Origin of the sequence: Microbacterium sp. ANT_H45B, from assembly GCF_008369345.1 — a bacterium.
Taxonomy (GTDB): domain Bacteria; phylum Actinomycetota; class Actinomycetes; order Actinomycetales; family Microbacteriaceae; genus Microbacterium.
Genome location: NZ_VOBK01000003.1, coordinates 68,285 through 88,894, shown reverse-complemented (window position 1 = coordinate 88,894; position 20,610 = coordinate 68,285). Strand labels below are relative to the sequence as shown.

Below are 20,610 nucleotides of genomic sequence, written 5' to 3'. Positions count from 1 at the left end.
AACCGAGGAGGCGGCGACGATCAGTTGTGGACCGACACCTCGAGGCCGACAGGCGACCACTCGTAGACGAACTTGGCGACATCGATCGGCATGTTCACGCAGCCGTGGCTGCGGGGAGAGCCGAAGGCGTTGTGCCAGTAGGTGCCGTGGAAGCCCTCGTCGCCGTTGAAGTACGTGACCCACGGCACGTTCGGCGTCTCGGTGATCGATCCGTCGGGCTCGCGGCTCTTCATCGTCTGCATGCGCACGTGCGCGTAGACCGTGAAGTTGCCGGTGTCGGTGGGCGTGGCGGCCTTGCCGGACGAGATCGCCCAGGAGCGGACGACCGCTCCGTTCTCGATGAGCGTCGCGGTCTGGGATCCGAGGTCGACGTCGATCTTGCGTACGAGGTTGACCGACTCGAACGGCGTCTCGGTGACGGCGAGCGGGATGACGCCGTCGGCGGCCTCGAGCTTGTCGGCGACCTCGGACGCGAGGTTCGAGGTGTCGCCCAGCGCGCGGCCGTTGACGCCCGCGGTCTCGGTGCGGAGCACCTCGCCCGACGAGTTCACGATGTTGGTCGCGTTGACGGGCGCGCGGTCGACGGCGCCGGCGAGGGAATCGATCGTGGTCTGGATGACCGCCTCGTCGGCGACCACACGGAGGGATCCGTCGTCGTCGACGACCGAGAACCAGCTCGCGGCGGTGGCGGGGTCGACGGGGACCGTGCGCTCTTCGCCGACGTAGAAGCCGATCGTGCCGAGCATCCCGTTCAACGAGGTCATCAGCGTCGTCGCGTCGTCATCGGTGACGGCGGCCGCCGCCTCGACGGGCGCGCCGGAGAACTCGAGGCTCTTGCCGCCGTCGGCGACGGTGTCGACGATGGCCGCGGTGAGACCGTCGATGTCGACGGCCGTTCCGGAGACCGACGGGGTGACCGTGTAGGCGGCGGTGGCCGCGTCGAAGACCACGCCGGCATCGGTCGGATCCTCGTAGCTGGCGGGGACGGCCGAGCGCAACGCGGAGTCCGCGGTCGAGGGGTCGAGGGTGATCTCGCCGGCGATGGGGTCGCCCATCCACGCCCCGAGATTCCAGAGCGGATGCTCCGCGAACGCCTTGTCGGCGAGTGCTCCGGCATCGATCGAGGCGCCGAGGTCGGCCCCGGTGAGCACGACGTCGTCACCTGCTCCGGTGAGCGTGACCTCGGTCTCGGCGACGTGGGCATCGATCGCGTCAGCGGCGGCGCCGGGCGTGAGCCAGCCGACGGAGATGCCGGCGACGGTGGTGCCCGGGGCGATGAGGATCATCGACGCGGCGCCCGCGGCGAGAACGACCGCTCCTGCGCCCAGCCCGATCCACAGACCGAGACGCTTCTTCTTGGGCGCGGGCTCGATGGGGGCCCAGGCGACCTCGGGGTCACCGCTCTGCGGCGGAAGGGCGGCGGTGGGCGCGTCGGACTCCTGTGCGACGACGGCATCCGTCGCCTCGTTCAGCTTCTCGGTCTTCGCATCCTGAGCTGAGATCAGATCGGTCACGAACATCACCCCCCGGTTTTCTCGTGTGTGTCCTCACTGATATGCTACGCGATCGCAGGTAACGAGGAGGCAACGGTCCGCGGGGCCGGCCGGGACTCTCTCAGTCGGAGACGACCGCGAGTCCGTCGATCTCGACGAGCATCTCCTCGCGGGGGAGTCCGGTGAACACCGTCGTGCGCGCGGGCAGGACGTCGCCGGTGGTGTGGGCGCTGACGAACGCGCCGTACGCCTCGTTCATCGTCGGGAAGTCCTCGCGCGCGGTGAGGTACACGCGCAGCATCACGACGTCGTCGAAGGTCGCTCCCGATGCCTCGACGATCGCCTTGACGTTCTCGAGGGTGCGAGTGGTCTGTGCGGCCACGTCGCCGGGGAACAGGTAGTCGCCGGTCTGCGGGTCGACGGGACCCTGTCCCGAGACCTGCACGATCGGCCCCTTCCGCACGCCCTGCGAGAACGTGTGGGCGGGAGCGGGGGCGGCGTCGGTCGAGATACGGATCTTCGCGGTCATACCTCCACCCTAGTAGCCTTGTTAGATGCCTCTACAAATTCCGGATCCTGTTCTCGGCACGTGGGCGAAGGGCTTCTCCGCGCGAACCGCGGGCCTCCGTCTCTCCGAGATCGCGGCTGCGGATCTGCATCTCTCCGATCTGACCACTCCGATCCTGACGGTGCACGAGGCCGCGCTCGCGCACAACGAGATGACGGTGTTCGGCTGGGCGGCCGAGCAGGGGGTGCTGCTGGCGCCGCACGGGAAGACCACGATGGCGCCGGCTCTCTGGCAGCGTCTGCTCGATGCGGGCGCGTGGGGGATCTCGGTCGCGACGGCGTGGCAGGCCGAGGTCGCGATCGCGGCCGGAGTGCGCACCGTGCTCATCGCGAACGCCGTGACCGATGGCGCGGCGGCCCGCCACCTCGGCGAGCTGCTCGCCGAGGACCCCGGCCTGCGCATCCTGTGCTGGGCCGACTCGCCGACGACCGTGGGCATCCTGGCCGAGGCTCTCTCCGACGCCGCCCGGCCCCTCGACGTGCTCGTCGAACTCGGCGGTGCGGGTGGGCGCACAGGCGCGCGCAGCCTCGCCGACGGCGAACGCATCGCCGAGGCGATCCTCGACGCTCCGGGCCTGCGCCTGGCCGGGGTGGCCGGATACGAGGGGCCGTTCGGACCCGATCGCAGCGCGGCGTCGGTCGAAGCGGTCGACGCGTACCTCGAGACCCTCGTGACCCTGCACCGGCGTCTCGCGTACTCGGAGGACGTGCGTCCGGTGCTGAGCGCCGGTGGCAGCGCCTTCCCCGATCGGGCCGCCGCGATCCTCGCACCGCATCGTGCCGATGCCGACATCGTGCTGAGGTCGGGGGCGTTCCAGATCCACGACGACGGCTTCTACTCGCGGATGTCGCCGTTCGGGCCGCTCACCTCGACCGCTCCGCTGCGGTCGGCGATGCACGCCTGGTCGCGCGTCGTCTCGCAGCCGGAGCCGGGCCTCGCGCTCCTCGATGCGGGGCGTCGCGATGTGCCGTTCGATCTCGGTCTGCCGATCCCGCAGTCCATCGGCGGCGAGATCACGGCCCTCAATGATCAGCACGCCTTCCTCCGTCTCGCGGAGACCGCGTCGGCGGCCCCCGGTGACGTCGTGCGTCTCGGACTGTCGCACCCGTGCACCGCCTTCGACAAGTGGCGCGTCGTGGCGGTCATCGACGACCCCGATGCCGACGACCCGCGCGTCGTCGGGGCGGTGGCGACGTGCTTCTGAGCAGCGAGAAGCTGGTCAGGGTGTACCGGGCGGCGACGGTCGTCGACGGCACCGGGGACGACCGGTTCGTCGCCGACGTGGCCGTCGAGGGATCCCGCATCGTCGCCGTCATCGGAGCAGGCGACCGCCGGCGGCTGCAGCTGCCGGACGACGCCGTCGAGGTCGAGGCCGCGGGTCTCGTGCTCGCTCCCGGATTCATCGACATGCACGCGCACAGCGAGCTCGCGGTGCTGCAGGGGGCGACCCACGACGCGAAGATCCTGCAGGGAGTCACCACCGAGGTGCTCGGCCAGGACGGGTTGGGCTACGCGCCGCTCGATGACGCGACGGCGGCGGTCATCCCCGCGCAGATCGCCGGATGGAACGGGATGCCGGACGAGGCGCCGTGGCGCTCGATGGAGGACCTCCTCACGGCGATCGACCGTGCAGCCGTCGCGAACGCGGCCGTGCTCGTGCCGCAGGGCAACCTGCGGATGATGGTCGTCGGCCACGAGAATCGGCCGGCCACCGACGCCGAGATCGACGAGATGTCCACGATCCTGGGGGCGGCGATGGACGCCGGCGCCTTCGGGATGTCGAGCGGCCTGACCTACACCCCCGGCATGTACGCCGACACCGCGGAACTCGAGGCACTCTGTCGGGTGGTCGCCGAGCGCGGCGGATACTGGGCGCCCCACACCCGCAGCTACGGGGGAGCGGCCCTCGACGCCTACCGGGAGGTGCTCGACATCGGCCGCCGCACCGGATGCCCGATCCACCTGACGCACGCGACGATGAACTTCGCACCGAACAGGGGGCGCGCGGCGGAACTGCTCGCCCTGGTCGACGCGGCATCCGGCGACGGCGTCGACGTCACCCTCGACACGTACCCCTACCTCCCGGGGGCCACGACCCTGGCGGCGCTCCTTCCCAGCAGACTCGCCGAGAGCGGCGACCTGCTCGGCACCATCGCCGCGCTCGACGGCGCAGGCCGCGAGGCCGTGCGCATCGAGCTGGAGGACGTCGGCTCCGACGGCTTCCACGGCGAACGGGCCGACTGGGACGCGATCCAGATATCCGGTGTCTCGGATCCGCACCTGACCGGCCTCGTCGGCCGCTCCATCGCCGAGATCGCGGCCTCGTCGGGAAGGCCCGCCATCGACGTCGTGCTCGACACGATCCTCGCCGACCGCGGCGCCACGGGAATCCTGATGCACGTGGGCGACGAGGAGAACGTCCGGACGATCATGCGCCATCCGCGCCACTGCGGCGGCTCCGACGGGATCCTCGTCGGAGCGAGGCCGCACCCGCGTGGCCGGGGGACGTTCGCGCGCTACCTCGGGCACTACGTCCGCGAGCTCGGCGTGCTCACCCTCGAGGAGGCGGTGCGGCATCTGGCCGGCACCCCGGCCGCACGGCTGGGCCTCGACCGCGGCGACGCTCCCCGCGGGGCGGTACGCGAGGGGGCCACCGCGGACCTGGTGCTGTTCGACCCCGCCGCCATCGGCGCCGGCGCGACGTTCGACGCGCCTCTCGAGCCGCCCGTCGGGATCGTCGAGGTGCTGGTCGCGGGCGTTCCCGTCGTGCTCCGGAGGGCCGTGACGGGTGCGACTCCCGGCCGTGCACTGCGCCGCACGCCGCCGCCGCATCGCGCCACGGTACCGGAGGTGCTCGTGTCGGTGGATCCCGCCTCCCCGCCGTTCGAGTGGACGGCTCGCACCCCCGTGCTCGCGCCGCAGGACCTCGCGGCGAGCGCGTCGCGGCTCGGGTCGCCGGAGAGTCGGAGCGATCGTTCCGGCGCCGACCCCGCGTCCGCATCGGGAGCGGACCTCGCGATCGTCCTGAGCATCGACGAATCGCTCGCCGCCGAGCCCTTCGCGCACGGGCGGATCGGTGTGGAGGCCTTCCGGATCGCGGTGTCGGCGACGACGATCGACGTGCGAGGCGCGAGCCCGCAAGGAGTGTTCCGCGGGGTGACCACCCTGCTCCAGCTGCGCGAGCCGGGGGTGGAGCGCGCACGCATCCCCGCCGGCATCTGGCAGGGCGCTCCCGCCCATGCCTGGAGGGGAGCGATGCTCGACGTCGCCAGGCACTTCCGTCCCCCCGAGGACGTGCGGCGCCTCATCGACCTGCTCGCCGACCACCACCTCTCGGTCCTGCACCTGCATCTGACCGACGACCAGGGCTGGCGCTTCGAGGTGCCGGGCTACCCCCGGCTGACTCAGGTGGGGGCGCGCCGTGACGGGACGCAGCGGGGCCACGGTCCACTGGCCACGGTCGAGGCGGGGGTGCACGAGGGGCACTACACGGATGCGGAGTTGCGCGGCCTCGTCGCCTACGCCGCCGAGCGCTTCGTGACGATCGTGCCCGAGGTCGAGCTGCCGGGTCACGTTCAGGCGGCGCTCGCCGCGTACCCGCAGCTCGGCAACACCGACGCCGCCGAGGTCGCGACCGGGCCCTGGCAGCGGTTCGGGGTGAATCCGCGCACCCTCGCGCCGACCGACGAGGCACTCGCCTTCGGGCGAGCGGCGATCGATGCGCTGTGCGATCTCTTCGACTCGCCCTGGATCGGAATCGGTGGCGACGAGGTCCCGGTGACCGAGTGGGCGGCGAGTGCGGCCGCGGCGGAGCGGATGCGCGAGCTCGGGCTCGGGACGGTGCGGGAGGTGCAGCCGTGGTTCACCTCGCACGTCGTCGAGCACGTGCGACATCGCGGGCGCACCGCGCTGGCCTGGGACGAGGTGCTCGAGGGTGATGTGCCCGAGGACGTGACGATCCTGGCCTGGCGCGGTCCCGTCGCCCTGCGCGAGGCGGTGCGCCGCGGACTGCCGGTCATCGCGTGTCCGGATCTGCAGATGTACCTCGACTACCCGCAGTCGGAGTCGCCCGAGGAGCCGATCCGGGTCGGACCGCCGCTGCCGATCGAGCAGACGTACGCGGTCCGCATCGACGAGGGAGCGATCGGCGGGCAGGCCAACGTCTGGACCGAGCATCTGCCGACGAGCGACCGGCTCGATTTCGCGATGTTCCCGCGCCTCAGCGCGATCGCCGAGCGACTGTGGGACGGGGGTGAGCCCCCGCCCTTCGAGGACTTCGCACGCCGCCTGCCGGTGCACCTGAGGCGGCTCGCGCATGCGGGGGTGGGGTATCGTCCTCTCGACGGTCCGGCGCCGTCGCAGCGGCGTCCGGGCGTGCCGGGCAAACCGCTCACACGACAGGCGCGGGAGGAGATCGTCGAGGCGCTCGTGGCCCGGTTGTCGGAGTCGTCCGCGGGGTCCGGGACATCACTCTCGGCATAATGTAACGTTTCCGTAACCCTGCCTGTGCTATTCGGGGCAGGACTTGCACAATTTTTGTTCGTAAGGTCTACTAACAAACATGTCCGTATCGGATGCCACGCCTCCATCGACGTCACCAGACTACGTCGGTGCAAGCCTCCACGCCTTCGGCCCTGGGCGCCATCTGCGCTCGCGGGCGAAGGTGCTCCCGGAGCACGCGCGGGGGCACAACCGCGCGCTGGTGCTGCAGACCCTGTACCACTCCGGTGCGATGAGCCGCGCCGACCTCTCGCGCGAGACCGGGCTGACCAGGGTCACCATCTCCGACCTGGTCGCCGAATTCATCGCCGACGGCATCGTGATCGAGATGGGCGTCCGAGAGACGGTCGGTCCCGGCAAGCCGCCGATCCTCATCGACATCGACCGGGTCGGGCATCAGATCATCGGAATCGATCTGTCAGGTCCCCAGGCGTTCGTCGGCGCACTGCTGAGTCTCGACGGCGACATCCTGGAACGGCGCGAGGTGCCGAGGCCGGAGAGCGCCGACGGCGAGGCCGCCTACGCCGCGACGCTCCAGCTCGCCAGGGCACTCGCCGAGACCGCCACCCACCCCATCCTCGGTGTCGGCATCGGCACCCCCGGCGTGGTGCGACCGGACGGTGTGGTGCTCAGCTCGCCCAACCTGGGCTGGACCGATCTTCCGCTCGAGGGCAAGCTCGGCATCGATCTCGGCCTGCCCGTGCTCGTGCGCAACGACGCCAATGCGGCCGTGCTCGCCGAGTACACGTTCGGTGAGGCGAAGGCCGACTTCATGCTGATCAAGATCGGTCGAGGCGTCGGCGCCGGCGTGATCACCGGCAGCCAGCCGCTCCTGGGCAGCCGCTTCGCGGCGGGCGAGATCGGCCACGTCGTGGTCGGCACCGACGGGGGTCCCCGGTGCGCGTGCGGCAAGGACGGATGCCTCGAGGCCTGGCTCAGCGAGACCAGGCTGCGTCCGGCGATCGCTGCCGAACCGCAGTCGCGGGACGAGATCCTGCGCGACGCGGGAACCCGCATGGGCATCGCGATCGCTCCGATCGTCGCCGTGCTGGACCTCTCGGAGGTCGTGCTCTCGGGCCCTGAAGACCTCCTCGACGGCGTGCTGATCGATGCCGCGGTCGAGACACTGCACGCGCGCACGCTCGAGGGCGTCTTCGAGGACGCGCTCATCCGCCGCACGGCGCAGGACGACATCGTGCTCCGCGGCGCGGCCGTCATGGTGCTCTCCAGCCAGCTGGGCGTCTCGTGAGCGGCGCAGGAGACACGACTGCGCGCCGGAGCGCCATCCGATGACGGAGGCGATCGCCGTCGACCTCGAGGGTCGGCGTCTTCGAGTGGGCCTGGATGTCGGCGGGACGAAGATCGACGCGGTCGCGGTGGCGCCCGACGGCGACGTCCGCGCACGCCTCCGACGGCCGACCGGATGGGGCGCGGAGGCCGTGGTCGAGAACATCGCGGCCGCCGTGACCGCGCTCGCCGCCGAGACCGGCATCGACGCCGCTGCGGTCTCGTCGGTGGGCATCGGCATCCCCGGTCTCGTCGACGTCGCCACCGGACGAGTACTGCACGCCGTGAACCTCGGCGTGGAGTCGCTCGACCTCGCAGACCGCGTCGCCGACCGCCTGCGGGTGCCGGTGCGCGTCGAGAACGACGTGAAGGCCGCGGCATTGGGCGCTGCCGCGCTGCGGCAGATCGACGGGTCCATGGCCTTCCTGAACCTCGGCACCGGTGTCGCGGCAGGCATCGTCGTCGACGGTGTGATCTGGCGCGGCTCGCGGGGGACCGCCGGCGAGGTCGGTCACCTGTCCGTCGACCCGAACGGACGGCTCTGCAGCTGCGGCCAGCGCGGATGCATCGAGACGCTGTGCGGCGGCGGAGCCCTGGCGCGCGCCTGGGCGGTGCCCGGTGCGCTGCCCGTGCTCGACATCCTGGACGCGGCGGAACGCGGCGACGTCAGAGCGCGTGCGCTGCGCGCGGATCTGTTCAACGGCGCTGCCGCAGCCGTGCGGGCGCTGGTGCTCTCGGCCGATGTGGAGCGGGTGATCATCGGGGGCGGGCTCACCGCACTCGGCGACCGACTCCTGTCGGGTGTCCGCACCGCGCTGCAGGCCGGAGCGGAGACGTCGTCGTTCATGCGCTCCCTGCACCTGGACGACAGGATCGAACTGCTCCCCGCGGGGTCTCCCGCGGCGGCCTTCGGCGCGGCGCTCGTCGGCGCCTCCACCCCCCTCAAGGAGATCGTGACCCATGGCTGAAGTCGTCATCGTCGAGAACCCCGAGGCTGCCGGCGCGCTGGTCGCCGCCGAGATCGTCGACCTCATCGACGCGCGTCCCGATGCCGTGCTCGGACTCGCGACGGGGTCGACCCCGCTGCCGGTCTATCGGGCGCTGCGCTCCAGGCTCGCCGGCCGTGACGTCTCCCGGGTGCGTGGCTTCGCCCTCGACGAGTACGTCGGGCTCGACCCCGCGCATCCCGAGAGCTACCGGTCGGTGATCACCCGCGACGTCGTGGAGCCCCTCGGGCTCGATCCGCGTCGCATCCACGTGCCCGACGGCGCGCAGGCGACCATCCGGCACGCGGGGGCGGACTACGAGGCGGCCATCGATGCCGCGGGCGGTGTCGACCTGCAGATCCTCGGGATCGGCACCGACGGACACATCGGCTTCAACGAACCCGGTTCGTCGTTCGCGTCACGGACCCGCGTGAAGACGCTGACCGCGCAGACGCGCGAGGACAACGCCCGCTTCTTCGACTCGATCGACGACGTGCCCATGCACTGCATCACGCAGGGGCTCGGCACGATCCTCCGTGCGCGACACCTGGTGCTCCTCGCCTTCGGCGAAGGCAAGGCGCAGGCGGTGGCGGATGCCGTCGAGGGACCGCTCTCGGCCATCCTCCCCGGGTCGGCGATCCAGCTGCATCCGCACGCCACCGTCGTGGTGGACGAGGCCGCGGCCTCGCGTCTCACGCTCTCGGACTACTACCGTTACACCTTCGCGAACAAGCCGAGCTGGCAGGGCATCTGACCCGTCGAGGGCTCAGCGCCCGGCAGCCGGCCACGCGAGCGGCAGCAGGTGCTCGGTGCTCAAGGGCGCGAGCGGCAGGGACTCGGCGTCGGCCGGGGTGATCCAGCGGAGCTCGGCGAGCTCGGCCTGCACGACGACGTCGGTGATCGGCGCGGTCACGGCGAAGGCATCCGCGATCACCCGGTGACCCGGCTCGTTGGCCGCCTCGGACACGAAGGTGCCGAGGGGGGAGAGGTCGGCCTCGACGAGCTCGATCCCGAGCTCCTCGTGCAGCTCGCGGATCAGGGTCTGCGCGGCGGTCTCGCCGTGCTCCGGCTTGCCGCCCGGCTGCATGAAGCGAGTGGTGCCGTTCTTGCGGACGACGAGCACCCGTCCGGCGTCGTCGACGATCACCGCCGCACTGACCCTGATGTCAGGCACGAGGGGTGAACACCTTGCCGGGGTTGAGGATGCCGAGGGGGTCGAACACCTGCGTGATGCGACGCTGCAGCTCCCACTGGTCGTCACCGAGCTCGTCGGCGAGCCATCGACTCTTCAGCGTTCCGATGCCGTGCTCGCCGGTGAGGGTGCCGCCGAGTGCGATGGCCGCACGGAACAGCTCGTCGGCCGCAGCCCACACCTCCGCCGGGGGCTCGGCGCCCTCGAAGATGAAGTTCGGGTGCAGGTTGCCGTCTCCCGCGTGGGCCACGGTCGGGATCGACATGCCGTACTTCTGCTCGATGCGCGCGATCTCGTCGAACATCGCCGGCATCGCGCTGCGGGGCACGGAGACGTCCTCGATGAGGGTCGTGCCGAGGGCGGACATCGCGGGATGCATGGCACGTCGTATCGCCAGCAGCTTCTCGCCCTCTTCGCGGTCTTGTGAGACCAGGGTCACGCCGTCGTGAGACTCGAGGATCGCGGCGATCGTCGTCGCCTCGACCACGGATGCGGGTCCGTCGGTCTGAATCGTCAGCTGGGCGCTGCCCGCGGCCGGCAGGGGCAGATCGAGCAGCGCGGCGACCGCGGCGAGGCTCCCGGCATCCATCAGCTCCATGATCGCCGGCTGGATGCCGGAGGCGGTGACGGCGGCCGAGGCCGCGGCGGCGGAGCGCACGTCGGGGAAGGTCGCCGTGACCGTGCACGTGGTGCCTTCGACCAGGCGACGGAGCTTCAGCGTCGCTCCGACGACGACACCGAGCGTGCCCTCGGAGCCGATCACGAGAGAGGTCAGGTCGAGACCGGTGACCCCCTTCACGCTCCGGTGCCCGAGGTGCAGCAGACGGCCGTCGGCGAGCACGAGGTCGAGCGCGAGCACGGCGTCGCGCACGACACCGTACTTGGCGCAGAGCAGGCCGCCCGCACCGGTCGCGATGTTGCCGCCGACGGTCGAGATCGCGCGGCTCGCGGGATCGGGCGCCCACCACAGTCCGTGCTTGGCGAGGACGTCGTTGAGGTCGGCGTTGAGGATGCCCGGTTCGACCACCGCGAGCAGGTCGTCCGCCCGGATCTCACGGATCGCGGTCATCCGGCGGGTGGAGAGCACGATCTCGCCGTCGCCGCCGTTGGCTGCACCGGCGAGTCCGGTGCCTGCGCCGCGCACGACGACAGGGGTGCGCGTCGCGGTCGCGATGCGCAGGACGGTCTGCACGTGCGCGACGGTCTCGGCGTGGACGACCGCGAGCGGTGTGCCGGGTGCGGCATGGCCCGAATGGTCCGCGCGCGCCTGATCGAGGACGTCGGGATCCGTGTCGACGAGGATGCCGAGCTCGGCGGTGAGCTGATCGACGACGTTCATGCGATGCGGCGCCGGCCGCTCACGAGCCCCGCACCGATGGCGACGACCGCGAACGCGATGCCGACCACCGGCTGGTCCATCAGCCACCAGGCGATGGTCACGCCGACGTAGATGAGCAGTTCCACGGCGGCGCGGAGGAACGGGTGCAGGCGCAGAAGGGGGCGCGGAGACAGGAACAGCGCCCACACCAGCAGGACGACGAGCGGGGCGCCGATGCCGAGGATGACGTTCCACGGCAGCGGCCACGTGGCGAAGCCCCACAGTGCGAGGGTGCCGACGGAGACGACCAGGACGATCGAGCGAACGATGTCGAGAGGGGCGATGTTCGGGCGGTCGACGCCGGGCACGGAGGCCGAATCCTGAGGCATGACCCCAGTCTATTCGCCGCCGACGAGCCTCAGAGTGCGGGGACGACGACCCCGTCCGCAGCGTCGTCGGCGGTGTCGGGGGTCGGCTCGGTGACGGGGCCCGGGGTGGTCGTATCCTCCGGGGTGGCGTCGGTCGGCGCGGGCTCTTCGGTGACGGGTTCTTCGGTGACGGGTTCTTCGGTCACGGGTTCTTCGGTGACCGGTTCTTCGGTGACCGGTTCTTCGGTGACCGGTTCTTCGGTGACCGGTTCTTCGGTGACGGGTTCCTCGGTGACCGGCTGCTCGGTCTCCGGGTCGGTCGCGAACAGGCACACGAGGGTGAACAGCGGGTTCTCGCGGAAGTCGACACCCTGGTAGAGGTCGGAGGCCTCGTAGAGGTCCCACAGCGTCGTGCTGAGCGCCGGGCCCGTCTCCGTCCCGGTGGTGTAGAAGAAGTCGACGGTCGCGTTGGTGCAGAGCTGCGACAGCGTCGGACGAAGGTCGATGACGCCGTAGCCGAGATCGGCCTCGCCGGCCTCGAGCACGGTGGACCCGCTGCCTCCGGTGCTTCCGTTCAGGAGTGCATCGACGGTGGCACCCGGCGCACCGGTGAGCGATACGGAGTAGTGCGTGACCGTTCCCACGAGCGAGATTCCCACATCGGAGACCTCGGGACCACCGGCCGGCAGCTGCGGCTCGGTCGGGTTCTCCGGTTCGGTCGGGTTCTCCGGTTCGGTCGGGTTTTCCGGTTCGGTCGGGTTTTCCGGGTTGGTCGGGTTCTCCGGTTCGGTCGGGTTCTCCGGGTTGGTCGGGTTCTCCGGGTTGGTCGGGTTCTCCGGGTTGGTCGGATTCTCCGGGTTGGTCGGATTCTCCGGGTTCTCCGGGGTCGTCGGGGGCTCCGGGTCGGTCGGGTCTTCGGGGCCGGTCGGGTCCTCGGGATCCGTGGGGGGCTGCGGATCCGTGGGCGGATCGGGATCGAGCGTCGGGGGAGTGACCACCGGCGGCTCGGGCGTCGAGGGTGCGGCGGGTGTCTCAGGAGTGGTCGCCTCACCGGGATCGGGCGTCACCGGCGCTTCGACCGGCGGTGTCTCGGGCGCTTCCTCTTCTTCGACGAGCAGCGTGCGATCCTCGGCCATGGCGTCGTCGGGGCCGACATCGGCGCTGATGGACGAGTCGCCGTCGCCCGCGTAGGGCAGGGACGCTGTGGGATTCGCTCCGGCGAGGCCGGGGATGATGGTCGCGGCGACGACGACGCCCGCGACCACCAGGGCCGCTGAGGCGGCTCCGACCAGGGCACCCACTCCGCTGAGCAGTCCTCCGCTGGTCGCTGTGCCCGCAGATCCGCCGGACGCTCCCGCTCCCGACGCTCCCGCGTGCCCTGCGCCTCCCGCAGTGCCGGCGCCCGCTCCGGCGGCGGCCGCGCCACCCGCGGCGACGACGACGGCGCCTTCGGTCACCGTCGACGGCATGGCCGCCAGCGCGACGATGGGGGTGCCTGCACCCTGGAGCGAGGCGAGGTAGCCGGCTGATCCCGCGATGCCGAGCACGAGCGGCAGGAGGACGAGCGCGAGGCGCTTCGACACATCCTTCGCCTCGGCGGCGACGATCATGCAGCGGGCGCACTCGTCGAGGTGCAGCTCGAGGCGCTTGCGATCGCGAGTGCTCAGATTGCCCCGGGAATAGGCGCCCAGGTGCTCGATAGTCCACTGGCAGTCGGAGCCGGCCGCGGCGCTGCGCAGGTGCGCCTGGATCCAGGCCTCGCGGAGTCCTTCACGGGCACGGAATGCGAGCTGGGAGACGGCGCCGGCCTTCATGCCCAGCAGGGCCGCGGTCTCCTGCGGCTTCATCTGCTCGATCTCCGTGTACCAGAGCACCTCCTGCCAGCGGGAGGGGAGGCTGCGGAAGGCCTGAGCGGTCAGGCTGCGGTCGAGGGCCTCGTTGGCCGCCTGGTCTGTGCTGTCGGGATCGGCCACCGCATCGAGCTCGTCGATCGCGTGATCGCGGCGCGCGCGCCCCCAGGCGGCGGCGGTGTTGCGGATGCTGGTGAAGAGATAGGCGCGGAAGGAGCCGTTCGGTCCGCCGCCTCTGATGATGGCCTGGTAGATGCGGGTGTAGGACTCCTGCACGAGGTCGTCGGGATCGATCGACGAGGTGATCGACCGCGCGACGGACATGCCCGAGGGATAGTGGCGTCGCCACAGCTCGGCGAACGCCTCTGCATCGCCCGACCGCGTGCGCAGCACGAGATCCGCGTCAGCGATCCCCTCGTCGTGCGAAGTGTTGTCCTGATCCATGTCATCCATCTGTCGTGGAGCACGTGAAGTCGTCCCCACATGAAGAGACGCGTGAACCCCGTTTTCATCACGCGCCTTCTCCATTCTCTCGCCAAACCCCCGGGCATGTCACCCCACATCCGAAAAAAGATCCGCTGGCGTGCTCCTTGACAAAAGCCCAGGTGATGACGGATAAGTCCGAACTGCGCGTGATTCGCGTGAAAAAAAACTGAGAACTCGCGTAATGAATCGCGGTGGTCGTCGTCTCATCACAGAGAGAAGCCAAGGAGCTCCACCGGGGGGCGGAGCTCAGGCATCGATGCAGGGGGATATGCATCGATATGGCGGGCCGGACACCTCGGGGGAGGAGTTCCCGGCCCGCCGACTCGCGAAGAGGGGACATGACGGGGCCGCCGATCTGGGGAAAGGCGGCCCCGCACCCTTCCGGCCGCGTACCGGTTCAGCTTCGGTCGCCGACCCACACGCGCACGACACGAAGCTGCGCGTCCAGCAGAACGGCATCAGCCGTGAAGCCGGCGTCGAGGCTGCCGAGGTCGTGGCCGCATCCGATCGCCCGTGCCGGCGTCTCGGTGAGCGCCTGCACGGCATCGGACAGTCCGACCCCCGCGGCGATCGCTCGGCGCAGCGCGACGTCCTGCGTGAGGGTCGAGCCGGCGATCGATCCCGTGTCGTCCGCGCGCGCGATCCCGTCCCGCACCGTGACGCTCACCGCACCGAGGTCGTAGTGCCCGTCGGCGCTCCCGGCCGCGGCCATCGCATCGGTGATCAGCGCCACGCGGCCGGGCGCGGAATCGAACACCAGCTTGATCACGTGCGGGTCGAGGTGCACGCCGTCGGCGATCGCCTCGAGCACCACCCGGTGATCGGCGGCGGCGGCCAGCACCGGCCCGGGGGCGCGGTGATGGATGCCGGGCATCGCGTTGAAGGCGTGGGTCAGGATCGACGCGCCGGCGTCGAAGGCGGCGATCGCCATCGCGGCATCCGCGCTCGTGTGTCCGACCGCGGCGGCCGCGCCCGCCTCCACGATCGAGCGGATCGCGTCGAGGCCGCCGGGGCGCTCGGGGGCGATCGTCACCTGGCGGATCGTCCCTCGCCCGGCCTCCAGCAGTCGGGCCACATCGGCGGCGCGGGGCTCGCGCAGCAGGGTGGGCTCGTGAGCACCATTGTGCGCCGGGTCGAGGAACGGCCCCTCGAGGTGGGAGCCGAGGATGTCGGCATCCGTCGTCATGAGGTCGGCGATGTCCTGGACCCGCCGTGCGAGTGCGTCGAGGGGGGCCGTCACCAGGGAGATCACGGCGCGCGTCGTGCCGTGGGCGCGGTGCAGGGCCCGAGCGGTGCGGATCGCATCGATGCCGTCGTCGAAGGACGCGCCTGCGCCGCCGTGCCCGTGGATGTCGATGAACCCCGGTGTGAGCACTGCGCCCTCTCCGGCGGATGCCACGGCGTCGACGACCTCGTCTGCCGCGGTCCAGGAATCGCCGACCCCTCGCCCCGAGACCTTGCCGTCGTCGAACCGCACCCACGCGTCGGCCAGCACGGACCCGCCGTCGACGAGCCGCGCGGAGTGGATGACGAGCGACCCCGTCGTCGGGCGCTCGGCGGTCATCGCTCGGTCCAGGGGATCTCGGGTGCAGGGTGGAAGTCGATGCCCTGAGCATTCCACACCGGCGCCAGTGCGCCCAGGCGTGCGCGGAACGACTCCCACTCCCGGCCCGAACCGCTGTGCGGCGACCACGCGACCTCGGCCAGGGCGGCGGCGCGCGGGAAGACGAGCTGCTCCACGTCGTGCCAGGTGCGCGTGGTCTCGCTCCACAGTGGTGCCTCGATGCCGAGGATCGAGGCGTCAGGCACATCTAGCACCGACGTCGGCTCCCACTCGTAGGCCGAACGGACGTCGATGGTGCCCGCCCAGGTGAGTCCGAGGGGGAAGTCGGTCGTGTACTTCATGTCGAGATAGGCGGCGTCGGCGGCTGACATGATCAGCGCGCCCCCGCGCTCCACGAAGTGCGTCGCCTCGGCCGCATGCGACCCCTCCGGGGTCGTCTTGCCCCAGTACTGCCCGACCGTGCCCCGGGCGATGCCGGGCGCGGCGCCCACCTCGTGCCAGGCCACCGGCGTCTTCCCCTCCTCGAAGACGATCGCGGTCGCCCGTTCGACGAACAGATCGAAGTCCGCCTGCGGGGTCCCGAGCGATTCGTCTCCGCCGATGTGGATGTACGGACCGGGTGTCATCTCGGCGAGCTCTCGCACGACGTCGCGCACGAACTCGTAGGTGCGCTCCTCGTGGATGCGGACGCTGGAGTGCCCGACGCCCCACCCGAGGTAGGGCTCGCCGGCGACCGGGAGGTCTTGCCCCAGGCGCTTCGCATCGGCGATCAGTGCGTCGTTCATGACCGGGTCCTCGACGAACTCGGGGTAGGCGACGCCGACGGCGTGCGTGTGCCCGGGCAGATCGATCTCCGGGATCACGATCATGTGCCGTGCTGCCGCGTAGGCGACGATCTCGCGATAGTCGTCCTTGGTGAAGAAGCCGCCCGCGTCGCCGAGGGCCGCGGTCGTGGAGGCGAGCTCGGTGAGTCGCGGCCAGGACTCGATCTCGATGCGCCACGCCTGATCGTCGGTGAGGTGGAGGTGCAGGTGATTGAACTTCAGCGCGCTGACGCTGTCGATCAGTCGCTTCACCTCGGCGACTCCGAAGAAGTGGCGCGCGACGTCGAGCATGACCCCGCGGCGGACGAAGCGCGGCTCGTCGGCGATCTCGGCGCGCAGGAGCGCCCAGCCGTGCGCGTCCTCGCGCAGCAGCTGCAGCAGAGTCTGGACCCCGTAGAAGAGTCCGGCCTCATCGGCGCCGACGATCTCGACCCCCTCCGCGATCGAGAGCGTGTAGCCCTCGGCCCCCGCGACCGACGCGTCGACACGCAGCGCGATCTCGCCGGTCGAGTCGCCGGTCGAGTCGGCGGAGTGGACGAGACGGATGCCGCTGCGGCTCTCGACCGCATCGATCAGCTGTGCGACGGCGGGGGAGCCCCCGGTCACGCGCACGTCGGGGGAGACAGGCAGGCGCCCGGCTCCGATCGTGACCGATGCGGGCAGCGGCACCAGCGGCAGGTAATCAGGAAGGACCATGAACAAAACCTACCCTGCTCGGGGTCGTGGGCGCAGGGAAATCCGCTATGCTCGTACTCGTCGCGACTGGCGTCTGGGTGGACTACCACCGGGGAGCGACTGACCACGGAATTCGACCGCGCGCCTGGGCCGATAGGAACACCCTTCGAATCCGTCGTCAGAGGAGCACGTCATCATGACCGACCGTTACTTCAACGCACCGCTGTCCGAGGTGGACCCCGAGATCGCACAGGTCCTCGACCGCGAACTCGCCCGCCAGCAGACGTTCCTCGAGATGATCGCATCCGAGAACTTCGTGCCCGTCTCGGTCCTGCAGTCGCAGGGCTCCGTCCTGACCAACAAGTACGCCGAGGGCTACCCCGGGCGCCGCTACTACGGCGGCTGCGAAGAGGTCGACGTCGCCGAGGAACTCGCGATCCAGCGGGCCAAGGACCTGTTCGGCGCCGAGTTCGCGAACGTCCAGCCGCATTCGGGCGCATCGGCCAACGCCGCCGTGCTGCACGCGATCGCCCGCCCCGGTGACACCCTCCTCGGCCTCGCCCTCGACCAGGGCGGCCACCTGACGCACGGCATGAAGATCAACTTCTCGGGCCGCCTCTACGACATCGTCGCCTATGGCGTCGACCCCGAGACCTCGGTCATCGACATGGACGAGGTGCGGCGCCTCGCGATCGAGTACAAGCCCAAGGTCATCATCGCCGGGTGGTCCGCGTACCCCCGCACCCTCGACTTCGCGGCCTTCCGCGCGATCGCCGACGAGGTCGGCGCGCTGCTCTGGGTCGACATGGCGCACTTCGCCGGACTCGTCGCCGCGGGCCTGCACCCGAACCCGGTGCCGCACGCGCACGTCGTCTCGTCGACCGTGCATAAGACGATCGGCGGCCCTCGCTCGGGCTTCATCCTGACGAACGACGCCGACATCGCGAAGAAGATCAACACGGCCGTGTTCCCGGGGCAGCAGGGCGGGCCACTCATGCACGTGATCGCCGCCAAGGCGACCGCGTTCAAGCTCGCGGGCACCCCCGAGTTCGCCGAGCGCCAGAAACGCACCCTGCGCGGCGCCTCGATCCTCGCCGATCGTCTCTCGCAGCAGGACGTGAAGGATGCCGGCATCGGCGTGCGCTCCGGCGGCACCGACGTGCACCTCGTGCTCGTCGACCTGCGCGACGCCCAGGTCGACGGCAAGCAGGCCGAAGACCTGCTGCACGACATCCACATCACCGTCAACCGCAACGCGGTGCCCAACGACCCGCGTCCGCCGATGGTGACGTCGGGTCTGCGCATCGGGACTCCGGCGCTCGCGACCCGCGGCTTCGGAGATGCGGAGTTCACCGAGGTGGCCGACGTGATCGCCCTCGCGCTGCTGCCCGGCGCCGATGTCGAGGCACTCCGTGCGCGCGTCGACGCGCTCGCCGCCGCCTTCCCGCTCTACCCGGACCTGCAGCAGTGACCGCCCAGGTCCTCGACGGCAAGGCGGCAGCAGCCGCCATCAAGGTCGAGCTGACCGAGCGTGTCGCCGCTCTGAAGGCGAAGGGCATCGTGCCCGGCATCGCGACCGTGCTGGTGGGTGCCGACCCGGCGTCGCAGCTCTACGTCGGGATGAAGCATCGCCAGTCCGAGGCGATCGGGATGAACTCGATCCAGCGCGAGCTGCCGGCCGATGCCACGCAGGCCGACGTCGAGGCGCTGATCGACGAGCTCAACGCCGACCAGGACTGCCACGGCTACATCGTGCAGCTGCCTCTTCCCGCGCACATCGACACCGATGCGATCCTCGAGCGCATCGACCCGGCGAAGGACGCGGATGGGCTGCATCCGACCAACCTCGGCCGCCTCGTGCTCAACGTCAACAAGCCCATCCATACGCCGCTGCCCTGCACGCCGCGCGGTGTGATCGAGCTGCTGCTGCGCAACGGCTACGACTTCACGGGCAAGCACGTGGTCGTCGTCGGGCGAGGTGTCACGATCGGCCGCTCCATCGGACTGCTGCTCACCCGCCGCGACCTGAACGCCACGGTCACGCTCACGCACACCGGCACGGTCGACATGCCGCGGTACCTGCGCGAGGCCGACGTCATCGTGGCCGCAGCGGGCGTCAAGCATCTGATCCGCGCCGAAGACGTGAAGCCCGGTGCGGCCGTGCTCGACGTCGGGGTCACGCGCGAGAGTGATCCGGAGACGGGCAAGAGCCTGGTCTTCGGAGACGTGCACCCCGATGTCGCCGAGGTCGCGGGCTGGATCTCGCCGAACCCGGGCGGTGTCGGCCCGATGACGGTCGCTCTGCTCATGACCAACGTGGTGGAGGCGGCTGAGCGCCTGGTCTGAGTCCTCGGGGACGGTCGGCGGGTCGGGGGCCCGGCGCGGTGAGGGTCAGCGCGCCGGGAAGGCGCGCTCGACCGCGTCGACCACGCGGTCGTAGACGGCATCCCAGTCGACGGCCACCGGAGCGACGCTCGCGAGCTCCAGGCTCACGGCGCCGTGCACCTGCGCCCACACGGTGAGGGCGGCGGGCATCACCTCGGGCTCGTCGACCCGCTCGGCGAGCGTGCGCACGAGCGGCATCATCGCCGCGCCCGTGGTGGCCTCGTCGGGGCGGCAGTCCTCGCTCGTGACCGCTCCGCCGAACATGAGCCGGTACAGCGCGGGGTTCGCGGTGGCCCAGGCTCGATAGGCGAGGCCGAGCGCGCGAAGGCCGTCGGGTTCGGTGGACGCCTGTGACTGCCCGAACGACGCGAAGCCGTGATCGATCACGGCGACGAGCAGCTCCGCCCTGCCGCCGAACAGCGCGTACACGGCGGATGTGGAGGTGCCGGCGCCCTGGGCGATCTCGCGCAGGCTGATCCCCTCCACTCCGCGCTCGTCGACCATCCGCGCCGTGGCGTCGAGGAGTCGGCGACGCAGGGCGTCGTCGTACAGTGCGGGTCTTGCCATGCGGCCCAGCATACCGTAACGTCGTTTCATAACGCGGTTACGGAATCGCATGAGGAGTGGAAATGACCCAGCAGGTGTTCCCCGGGCGCTACACCGCGGCCCCCGACAGGGCGGACGTGACGGTCTTCCTGATCGGGATGCGCGCCAACCGATGGTGGGATCTCCGCCGCGTGTGGTGGACGGCCAGCAAGATGCCGCCGATGCTGCAGCACCTCGCCACCCATCCCGACTCGGGGATGCTCGGTGTGCACAGCTGGTTCGGCAGGACGACGATCCTGCTGTCGTACTGGGAGAGCCCCGAGCACCTGCAGCGCTTCGCCGCCGACCGCGACGCCCCGCACCTGCAGCCGTGGCGCGACTTCATGCGCACGCTGCAGGGCACCGGCAGCGTCGGAGTCTGGCATGAGACGTACCAGGTGCCCGCTGCGGATCTCGAGACCGTGTACGTCGACATGCCGCTGTTCGGTCTGGCGGCGGCGACCGCTCATGCGCCGGTGGGCGCCGGCACGAAGACGGCCCGCCAGCGCCTGGGGCGGTGACGGGCCGA

Annotated in this window: 17 protein-coding genes and 1 riboswitch; of the genes, 8 read left to right on the top strand and 9 right to left on the bottom strand. The window is 70.7% G+C overall.

The genetic code is table 11. From position 1 onward, the window contains the following. Positions 1-20: 20 nt before the first annotated feature. Together FQ142_RS12695 and FQ142_RS12690 are read right to left on the bottom strand one after the other, a co-directional pair. Complete coding sequence (locus FQ142_RS12695) at positions 21-1,520, bottom strand: L,D-transpeptidase family protein (protein ID WP_149424134.1); 1,500 nt, start codon at positions 1,518-1,520, stop codon at positions 21-23. A 94-nt stretch (positions 1,521-1,614) separates the two neighbouring features. Beyond that, complete coding sequence (locus FQ142_RS12690) at positions 1,615-2,022, bottom strand: RidA family protein (RefSeq protein ID WP_149423599.1); 408 nt, start codon at positions 2,020-2,022, stop codon at positions 1,615-1,617. Between the two features lie 25 nt (positions 2,023-2,047). Here FQ142_RS12690 and FQ142_RS12685 point away from each other — a divergent pair, with 25 nt between their 5' ends. The 5 genes from FQ142_RS12685 (at position 2,048) to FQ142_RS12665 (ending at position 9,588) form a co-directional block, all read left to right on the top strand. Next, positions 2,048-3,265 carry an alanine racemase gene (locus FQ142_RS12685; protein ID WP_262492146.1) on the top strand — a complete coding sequence of 406 codons (1,218 nt, stop codon included), beginning with the start codon at positions 2,048-2,050 and terminating at the stop codon, positions 3,263-3,265. After that, positions 3,256-6,543 (top strand): family 20 glycosylhydrolase, encoded by a 3,288-nt coding sequence (locus FQ142_RS12680; protein ID WP_149423598.1) that lies wholly within the window; start codon positions 3,256-3,258, stop codon positions 6,541-6,543. Before FQ142_RS12685 ends, FQ142_RS12680 begins: the two co-directional genes overlap by 10 nt. A 79-nt stretch (positions 6,544-6,622) precedes the next feature. Next, entirely contained in the window at positions 6,623-7,810 is a 1,188-nt protein-coding gene (locus FQ142_RS12675) for an ROK family transcriptional regulator (RefSeq protein ID WP_056412062.1), read from the top strand. A 40-nt stretch (positions 7,811-7,850) separates the two neighbouring features. Beyond that, positions 7,851-8,816, top strand: a complete 966-nt coding sequence (locus FQ142_RS12670; RefSeq protein ID WP_149423597.1) for an ROK family protein — start codon at positions 7,851-7,853, stop codon at positions 8,814-8,816. Then, a complete protein-coding gene (locus FQ142_RS12665) occupies positions 8,809-9,588 on the top strand; it encodes a glucosamine-6-phosphate deaminase (RefSeq protein ID WP_149423596.1) in 780 nt (259 codons plus the stop codon). Before FQ142_RS12670 ends, FQ142_RS12665 begins: the two co-directional genes overlap by 8 nt. A gap of 12 nt (positions 9,589-9,600) precedes the next feature. Here the strand turns inward: FQ142_RS12665 and FQ142_RS12660 are convergent, their stop codons facing one another. From FQ142_RS12660 to FQ142_RS12625, 6 genes are all read right to left on the bottom strand, one after another. Further along, positions 9,601-10,008 (bottom strand): NUDIX hydrolase, encoded by a 408-nt coding sequence (locus FQ142_RS12660; RefSeq protein ID WP_149423595.1) that lies wholly within the window; start codon positions 10,006-10,008, stop codon positions 9,601-9,603. Continuing rightward, positions 10,001-11,365, bottom strand: coding sequence for an FAD-binding oxidoreductase (locus FQ142_RS12655; protein WP_149423594.1), 1,365 nt, complete (start codon positions 11,363-11,365; stop codon positions 10,001-10,003). The genes FQ142_RS12660 and FQ142_RS12655 overlap by 8 nt, the downstream gene beginning before the upstream one ends. Beyond that, positions 11,362-11,733, bottom strand: a complete 372-nt coding sequence (locus FQ142_RS12650) for a YrdB family protein (RefSeq protein WP_056412044.1) — start codon at positions 11,731-11,733, stop codon at positions 11,362-11,364. The genes FQ142_RS12655 and FQ142_RS12650 overlap by 4 nt, the downstream gene beginning before the upstream one ends. A gap of 29 nt (positions 11,734-11,762) precedes the next feature. Then, positions 11,763-14,006 (bottom strand): sigma-70 family RNA polymerase sigma factor, encoded by a 2,244-nt coding sequence (locus FQ142_RS17505; RefSeq protein WP_188042399.1) that lies wholly within the window; start codon positions 14,004-14,006, stop codon positions 11,763-11,765. A gap of 439 nt (positions 14,007-14,445) precedes the next feature. Beyond that, positions 14,446-15,612: an N-acetylglucosamine-6-phosphate deacetylase gene (gene nagA / locus FQ142_RS12630; protein WP_149423593.1), complete on the bottom strand. Its 1,167-nt coding sequence runs from the start codon at positions 15,610-15,612 to the stop codon at positions 14,446-14,448. Beyond that, entirely contained in the window at positions 15,609-17,132 is a 1,524-nt protein-coding gene (locus tag FQ142_RS12625; protein WP_149423592.1) for a beta-N-acetylhexosaminidase, read from the bottom strand. Before FQ142_RS12625 ends, nagA begins: the two co-directional genes overlap by 4 nt. 52 nt (positions 17,133-17,184) lie before the next feature. After that, positions 17,185-17,269: riboswitch (ZMP/ZTP riboswitch) on the top strand. 38 nt (positions 17,270-17,307) lie between these two features. On the opposite strand from FQ142_RS12625, the gene glyA reads away from it, so the two are divergent. Further along, on the top strand, positions 17,308-18,582 hold the full coding sequence (glyA, locus tag FQ142_RS12620; protein ID WP_149423591.1) for a serine hydroxymethyltransferase: 1,275 nt from the start codon (positions 17,308-17,310) through the stop codon (positions 18,580-18,582). Beyond that, a complete protein-coding gene (locus FQ142_RS12615; RefSeq protein WP_149423590.1) occupies positions 18,579-19,457 on the top strand; it encodes a bifunctional methylenetetrahydrofolate dehydrogenase/methenyltetrahydrofolate cyclohydrolase in 879 nt (292 codons plus the stop codon). The genes glyA and FQ142_RS12615 overlap by 4 nt, the downstream gene beginning before the upstream one ends. Before the next feature lie 45 nt (positions 19,458-19,502). On the opposite strand, the gene FQ142_RS12610 is transcribed toward FQ142_RS12615, so the two are convergent. After that, positions 19,503-20,063: a TetR/AcrR family transcriptional regulator gene (locus FQ142_RS12610; protein ID WP_262492145.1), complete on the bottom strand. Its 561-nt coding sequence runs from the start codon at positions 20,061-20,063 to the stop codon at positions 19,503-19,505. 62 nt (positions 20,064-20,125) lie between these two features. Here FQ142_RS12610 and FQ142_RS12605 point away from each other — a divergent pair, with 62 nt between their 5' ends. Next, positions 20,126-20,602, top strand: coding sequence for a DUF4188 domain-containing protein (locus FQ142_RS12605; protein WP_045253141.1), 477 nt, complete (start codon positions 20,126-20,128; stop codon positions 20,600-20,602). Positions 20,603-20,610: the final 8 nt, after the last annotated feature.

Excerpts from the sequence above, each read along its gene's own strand:
- FQ142_RS12695 (WP_149424134.1), bottom strand. The coding sequence starts at position 1,520 with ATGTTCGTGACCGATCTGATCTCAGCTCAGGATGCGAAGACCGAGAAG.
- FQ142_RS12690 (WP_149423599.1), bottom strand. The coding sequence starts at position 2,022 with ATGACCGCGAAGATCCGTATCTCGACCGACGCCGCCCCCGCTCCCGCC.
- FQ142_RS12685 (WP_262492146.1), top strand. The coding sequence starts at position 2,048 with ATGCCTCTACAAATTCCGGATCCTGTTCTCGGCACGTGGGCGAAGGGC.
- FQ142_RS12675 (WP_056412062.1), top strand. The coding sequence starts at position 6,623 with ATGTCCGTATCGGATGCCACGCCTCCATCGACGTCACCAGACTACGTC.
- FQ142_RS12670 (WP_149423597.1), top strand. The coding sequence starts at position 7,851 with ATGACGGAGGCGATCGCCGTCGACCTCGAGGGTCGGCGTCTTCGAGTG.
- FQ142_RS12665 (WP_149423596.1), top strand. The coding sequence starts at position 8,809 with ATGGCTGAAGTCGTCATCGTCGAGAACCCCGAGGCTGCCGGCGCGCTG.
- FQ142_RS12655 (WP_149423594.1), bottom strand. The coding sequence starts at position 11,365 with ATGAACGTCGTCGATCAGCTCACCGCCGAGCTCGGCATCCTCGTCGAC.
- FQ142_RS12650 (WP_056412044.1), bottom strand. The coding sequence starts at position 11,733 with ATGCCTCAGGATTCGGCCTCCGTGCCCGGCGTCGACCGCCCGAACATC.
- FQ142_RS17505 (WP_188042399.1), bottom strand. The coding sequence starts at position 14,006 with ATGGATCAGGACAACACTTCGCACGACGAGGGGATCGCTGACGCGGAT.
- nagA (WP_149423593.1), bottom strand. The coding sequence starts at position 15,612 with ATGACCGCCGAGCGCCCGACGACGGGGTCGCTCGTCATCCACTCCGCG.
- FQ142_RS12625 (WP_149423592.1), bottom strand. The coding sequence starts at position 17,132 with ATGGTCCTTCCTGATTACCTGCCGCTGGTGCCGCTGCCCGCATCGGTC.
- glyA (WP_149423591.1), top strand. The coding sequence starts at position 17,308 with ATGACCGACCGTTACTTCAACGCACCGCTGTCCGAGGTGGACCCCGAG.
- FQ142_RS12610 (WP_262492145.1), bottom strand. The coding sequence starts at position 20,063 with ATGGCAAGACCCGCACTGTACGACGACGCCCTGCGTCGCCGACTCCTC.
- FQ142_RS12605 (WP_045253141.1), top strand. The coding sequence starts at position 20,126 with ATGACCCAGCAGGTGTTCCCCGGGCGCTACACCGCGGCCCCCGACAGG.